Annotated in this window: 1 protein-coding gene and 1 pseudogene; both read right to left on the bottom strand. The window is 46.0% G+C overall.

Annotated features, from left to right (window positions below):
* Positions 1–247 precede the first annotated feature (247 nt).
* Positions 248–1,006 carry a hypothetical protein gene (locus QUB39_RS26085; protein ID WP_333058546.1) on the bottom strand — a complete coding sequence of 253 codons (759 nt, stop codon included), beginning with the start codon at positions 1,004–1,006 and terminating at the stop codon, positions 248–250.
* Positions 979–6,616 (bottom strand): annotated as a pseudogene (locus QUB39_RS26080) (hypothetical protein); the annotation flags it as partial. The pseudogene QUB39_RS26080 and the gene QUB39_RS26085, both read right to left, overlap by 28 nt.

The raw sequence follows: 6,616 nt of genomic DNA, 5'->3' as shown, positions 1-6,616 counted from the left end.
GCCGATTAATGGTTGGTTTTTTTGGGGGAGGTTGGGGGTTGTTTCTGGTTGGGTTTCTGTGTCGGTGGTTGTGTATTTAAAGTTCGAGATCCCGAAGCCGAAAATTCACTAAAAACGGGCTCTCGACTCACAGGAAATTCTACCCGGTGTGCGATCGCCCGAGTCAGGTCAAACTATTGACAATAATTCGAGCGCACAAAACTAATCGCCTATCAAGTCCATAGCACAAAAGGAATTTGAGATCCAATCACCAAGGCATAACCCATTGCTCATTGAGTAAAGCATAGGTTGATAGAGTCAGATCGAGCGGATCAGAAATAGTCGGAAATACTTCCAGAATCCGTTCAAACCAGATCCGGGAATCGAAATTAGTTTGTCTCGATAACTCAATCAGCATAGCGGTTACGTAGGGACCTGTGGAACTGATTAAATCTGCATAGTGAGCAAATACAGATTCATCTATTTGTACCTGTTGTGTGCGTAATGTTTGGAGCAGAAACATTCCCGATCCTATGGCGTTTTCTATATCCTTTTGTGTTAGCACTTTGTCCTTCAAAGGACGACTACCTAACAAGCGAATATACTCGGAGTTGTATATAAGTTTTAAAGGTTTGTTTTTTAATTCCTCCTCCCACGACCACGGTTCTGCTTCTGGATCTATTTCCAAAACTGTGAAACATCTGCGACCTGTTGTAAGAGCTGTTTCTAAACACCCAGCATCGATATCGGGATTGCCAGTGCGTGGTTCCATTTCCCACTGATTTAACAAATTACGTAAAAGCTCGGGTCGGGAAACAGAAAGAGCTAGAACCCTATCTTCTACTAAGCGGGTGGGCATAGCAATGAATGTGTCAAGGCGTAACTCATTAATTTCCAGACCGCGCAACGTCACACGAATACCTTCCTCATTTCCCGCAGCAGTTGCTAGCAGGTGCCAGCTCTTATCGATTCGTTGCGAACAAGCTTGCTTTAGTTGCTCTAGTAAGACAATTTTACTTCTATCCATCTTTGACCTCTAGCATTTGTATTTGTACTCCAACTCGTAGGTGTAGCACCCAATTCTCTGGCTGCATCTTTCAAAGTGTCACCCAAGACCGTATTTTCAACAGAAATGCCCTGGTCAATTGCTTCTTTGGTGGGAGCGTTCGTTACATTCGTCAATCTGATGGTTGATGGTCTATTTATTCCGTGAGTTCGTAAGGCATCTGCAATCATATTACCACCAATACGACGGGGAAAATCGCGTGGAAATATATCTGACACCTCGATAATGTTTGGATTAACTTCTTTGAAAGTCACCAACGGAGTACGTGGGTCGTTAGGTGAGGTGCTCCACTCTACCTGAGTATAGCCGTCATACGTTTGACTGCTCCTTATAGGTGGTTCATAGGGTCTACCTCCACTGTTCCTCTTACCTGATGAACTCTGAAAAACTACCCCCAGATTTTCAGCTATGTCGGCTAATATATTTGCTAATCCACGGGAAGCTGTACCAGAGCCATGTAGCGCTAGAGCGGTTCCTGCTACTATGGCAGGAGCACCTGCAATGCAGCCGAATCCTGTTACACATAAACTACTACCGCCACCAGCAGCCCCACTACCCCCTATTATCTCTAAAATCCCTGTGACAATTGCTGCCCCATCTCCAAAAGTTCGCCCTGCCTTAAAAGGCCAGGTTTGAGGAAGCCCACGCTCCACATCTTGTTCTAATCGGTTCCATCCAGGGCTCAAAACCTCCAGCAACCATGTAGCTGGTTCTCCATTATTACGCAACCATTGATAGACTGCGCCAGCAACAAACTCTCCAAGAGGTCTAAAAAAATTCAACAATTGTTGAATAACTTCTGCCAGTGCAGAACGTTTGTTTTCAGGTAATTTTCCACCAGGAGCACCAGAACCACCAGACGGATTATTAGCTAAATAATCATTCCCACTCCCACCTGAAGGCGCATCAACTTCATAACTAGCAAAGACATCTTTAAACTCAGGCTCCTTAACAATAAAAGTCGGCAACTGCCAAATATCATCACTAGGCTTCGGCAACTTCTGAAAATCAATCGGCACCTCTTGTTTCGGCGCCTGATTCAACCGCGGCGCTTCCCCAAATTCCGGCAAATTATTCGGGAGCGTCCCAGTTCCTTCCGGGTCAAATGACCCCCCCGTCACCTCATATTCACCCGGCAAATACTCCCCATCTTCCCAACTAGACTTCGACCAACTTTCACTCCAACTATTCCTCCCATCATCATACTCAGTCCCGCTGCGAGTCCAACTCCAACTGCTGCCATTACTCGTATAGACACCCCCTTTCGTCACCGATTCTGAGTCGTAACCGCTCACAGTTTCCGTCCAACTGTAACCTCCCTTAAAATAATACTTGCTGTAACTTGAACTCCAGCTAGAATACTGGGACACCGAACTAGCTACGCCGTTACTATCGTAAGTGCTTTCGCTCGACCATTTCTCGTAACTCGAACTGCCATTTTCTGTTCTTTGGCCATCTTTATAAATGGTAACTGTCTGTGAATTCCAAGTACGGGAGGTGTCGCTACTGTTAGATGAGGTGGAATTGTTGCCCTCGGTGCTGCTGTTACTTTTGGTAGCGGTTATTGTCGATTCGTCGCTGTTACTTTGAGTAGTATAAGTATCAGCATTATACTCGCTCTCCCACTGAGCATGATTTTCTGAATAATTTTCAAGTTCGGAATTATAACTGACTTGACCCTCACTGTTGCTGCTGGAAGAGTTCGACTTGCTGAGAGAATAAGTATCCCGACTGTGGCTGCTAGTTGACGGGCCGTCTTTGTAGTTTTGCGTGTCATTGGTCTGAGTTACCGAGTAATTATTATCTCGATTGTTTTGCCAGTATGATGGGCCGTTGCTGCTGTTGGTTTGTTCAGATTGATTGACGGTGTAAGTGGATTGATTGCTGGTATTTTTTGACGGGCCGTCGTCGTAACTGCTGTGATAATTACTATTGGCTTCTGAATAAGTATCGCGGCTGTTGCTGCTGACTGTTGTGCCGTCTGTTGTAGTGCTGTCCCAAGTTGAATTGATTGCTGAATAGTCGTTGCTGCTGTTGCTGGTTTTGGAGGGGCCGCTGCTACTGTTGCTCTCATAATTCGAGCGATTTACTTGGCTTTCTGACCCGCTGTGAGTGTTGGTGTAACTGCTGTTATTGCTGCCCGACGTCCAATCGGCTTTGCCTTGAATTTGAGTTGAACTGTGGTTGAGAGAACTGCCGGTGCTGCTAGTATAGTGAGTGTTTGAAGTTGATTTTGAACCCCAATCGTCTTGGCGGTTGCCGTTATTCGTTGCATAGTCGGTTCCGTATTGACTGTCTGATTGGGAAAAACTGTTTCGGTAACTGTCGGCAGTGGTGTTTGTGGTTTGTTCGGGACTGGTATAATTGCTAGAATAGCGGGATTTTTGAAGATATGAGCTTTGGTCGTTGCGAGTGCCTTCGTATTTAACTCGGCTGTAGTTTTGCTGCGATTGATTTGTGTTTTCGACTGAGTTTTGGGAAAAGTTTTTGCTGGTGTAGGTAGCAGCATTTGTGCTGGAATCGCTGGTGTATTCGTTAAAAGAGTTGCTCTTGCTGTTGGTGTTGACGGCGTTTTGATCCCAGCTTGATTCGGTGTTTGAGAAGTTGCTATTAGTTTGAGTGTTTGTGGTGGTTGTGCCGTTGGAACTACTGGTAGAGGTAGTTGTATATGGCGCTAATTCTGTGGTATAGGAGCTGGTGCCTTCATTACTGTTTCCGGTTGAGGTGCTGGTAGTCTTTGGTGTGCCTGGGGCTGTGGTTGCAGTTGCTCTTTCTGAGGGTTGGGATGGGGTATTGTTGGGTGTGTTGCTGGGATTTGCATCGGCATCAATTAAGGGTTTTGTCAAGTGTTTGGTAGCTGCCAAGACTGGGATTGCGGGGATTGTTTCTGTGGCGGTGGCTATTGCTAATTCTGGGTTTAATATTCCGTATCCTGTTCTTTCGTCCCATGAGGGTACGTCGATGTCTGTTGCTGTGTTTAGGAGGATGTTTTTGATTTGTTGGCGGTTCAGGGATGGGTTGGCTGCCCACATTTGCCAGATGGTGTTTGTGACGAATGCGGCTGCTATTGATGTGCCTTGTTTGGATTGGGTTGTTGATGGTTCTGCTGTTTGTGTAAGGCTTGTTGGTGCTAGGATATCTAATCCGCCTCCGTAGCTGGAATAGGCGGCGCGGTGGTTGTTGTCGGATGCTCCCACTGTGATGATGTTGTCGAATTCTGTGGAGGCTTGTCCGAGGGCTGAAATGAGTGTTCCTTCGTTTCCAGCGGCTGCTACAATCAGGATGTTGTTGTCAAGGGCGTATTTGAGTGCTGATTTTTCTTCTGCTGTCAATTTGTGCCGTGTGGTTTGTGTGCCGTCGGGGTTGATTTGGGTTAAGTCGAAGCTGAGGTTGATGAGGGCGTTGGGTTGTTTGGCGGCGATTGCTGCGTTTACAAATTCTATCAGGGATTGATGCCAGTTGCCGCTGCCTGTTGCTCGTCCCAACCAAATCGGAGTCGATTTTTGGGTGGGGTTTTGATTGTCTGTGGCGACGATAATTTCTAAAATTTTGTCGCCGTGTTGGTTGGCTTGGTTTGGTTGGAGTAGGGGGTTGTTGTCGCCCTCGATTAAGTCTTTGCCGAGGCTGATTTTGCTGTAGTTGATGTGGGGATTGTTGGTGGTGAATCCGGTGTCGATGATGCCGATTAATGGTTGGTTTTTTTGGGGGAGGTTGGGGGTTGTTTCTGGTTGGGTTTCTGTGTCGGTGGTTGTGTATTCGTTGATGGTTGTTTCGGAGTGGCTGTCAGTTGCAGTTGCGATGAAGGAGTCGGGGATGATATGAAGTGAATTGTCTGGCTGATTGTTGGCGTCGGATGATATTTCGGGAGTAATGGCGATGTTTTCGGAGTCGAAGTCGGGGTTGACAAATTCGTCGATAGTTGTTGGTGGCTGATTTTTGCTGTCGGCGGTGATATTTTCCGATTGTTGTGAGTGATGATTTTCGGTGACGGCAATTTCGGGTATAATAGTTTGGGCGTCGGTAACTATGTATTCTGATGCGGATGGTTGATGATTTTGGCGGGATTCTGTTTCGGGAATGTTAGGAAATTGTTGGGCGAATATGCTGTTGAGAGTTTCCGACTGTTGGGAAATTTCTTCGGGAGAAATTAGCGGGAAATTTTCAGGAGTTTGGCTGGCTATTTCGGGGGTATCGATAAGAGTTGGAGAGGTGTTTTCAATTTCCCCGGTGAGAATGTCTGTGGATGCTGCGGGTATTGCTGGTATTTCTGGTTTGTCGGGTTGGAAAAAGACGGATGTTTCGATTTTGTCTCCTGTGATGAAGTCGATTGATTTGGCATCTGCGATGGCTGGTTGAATGTTTTCTGAGATAGTTGGGATTGTGTTTTCGGAAACTTGCGGGTTTTGAGTTTCTGTCGTTGGGGAGTTTTCGGGTTTTGTTTCAGCAGGATTTGTCGCGCAATTGCAAATTTCGGAAACTGTCGAGTTTTTGGTTTCTGTCGCTGGGGAGTTTTCGGTTTTTATCTCAGCAGGATTCGGATCGGAATTGGGAGTTTCGGAAACTGTCGAGTTTTCAGTTTCTGCTGTGGGAGAGTTTTCGGTTTTTGGATCGGCAGAATTTGGATCGGAATTGGGAGTTTCGGAAACAGTCGGATTTTCAGTTTCTACTGCGGGAGAATCTGTTTTTGGATCGGCTGGATTTGGATCGGAATTGGGATTTTTGGAAACAGTCGGATTTTCAGTTTCTCCTGCGGGAGAATCTGTTTTTGGATCTGCAGAATTCGGATCTGAATTGCGATTTTCAGAAACAGTCGGGTTTTTGGTTTGTGTCGCAGAGGAATTTTCCGTTTTTGGATCTGCAGAATTCGGATCTGAATTGCGATTTTCAGAAACAGTCGGGTTTTTGGTTTGTGTCGCAGAGGAATTTTCCGTTTTTGGATCGGCAGGATTTGGATCGGAATTGGGATTTTCGGAAACAGTCGGATTTTTGGTTTGTGTCGCAGAGGAATTTTCCGTTTTTGGATCGGTAGAATTCGGATCGGAATTGGGAGTTTCGGAAACAGTCGGATTTTCAGTTTCTACTGCGGGAGAATCTGTTTTTGGATCGGTAGAATTCGGATCGGAATTGGGAGTTTCGGAAACAGTCGGATTTTTGGTTTGTGTCGCAGAGGAATTTTCCGTTTTTGCTTCCGTCAAATCCGTCGCGGAATTGGCACTTTCGGAAACAGTCGGATTTTTAGTTTCAACGGCGCCAGATGTTTCCGTTTTTGCTTCCGCAGCATCCGTCGCGGAATTGGCACTTTCGGAAACAGTCGGATTTTTAGTTTCAACGGCGCCAGATGTTTCCGTTTTTGCTTCCGCAGCATCCGTTGCAGAATTGGCACTTTCGGAAACAGTCGGATTTTCAGTTTCTACTGCGGGAGAATCTGCTTTTGGATCGGCAGGATTTGGATCGGAATTGGGATTTTCGGAAACAGTCGGATTTTCAGTTTCTACTGCGGGAGAATCTGTTTTTGGATCGGCAGGATTTGGATCGGAATTGGGAGTTTCGGAAATTGTCGGATTTTCAGTT

The sequence above is a fragment of the Microcoleus sp. AT8-B5 genome, assembly GCF_036705565.1.
Classification (GTDB): domain Bacteria; phylum Cyanobacteriota; class Cyanobacteriia; order Cyanobacteriales; family Microcoleaceae; genus Microcoleus.
Note: the sequence above shows the minus strand (reverse complement) of the source record. Positions and strands in the feature narration are given on the sequence as shown.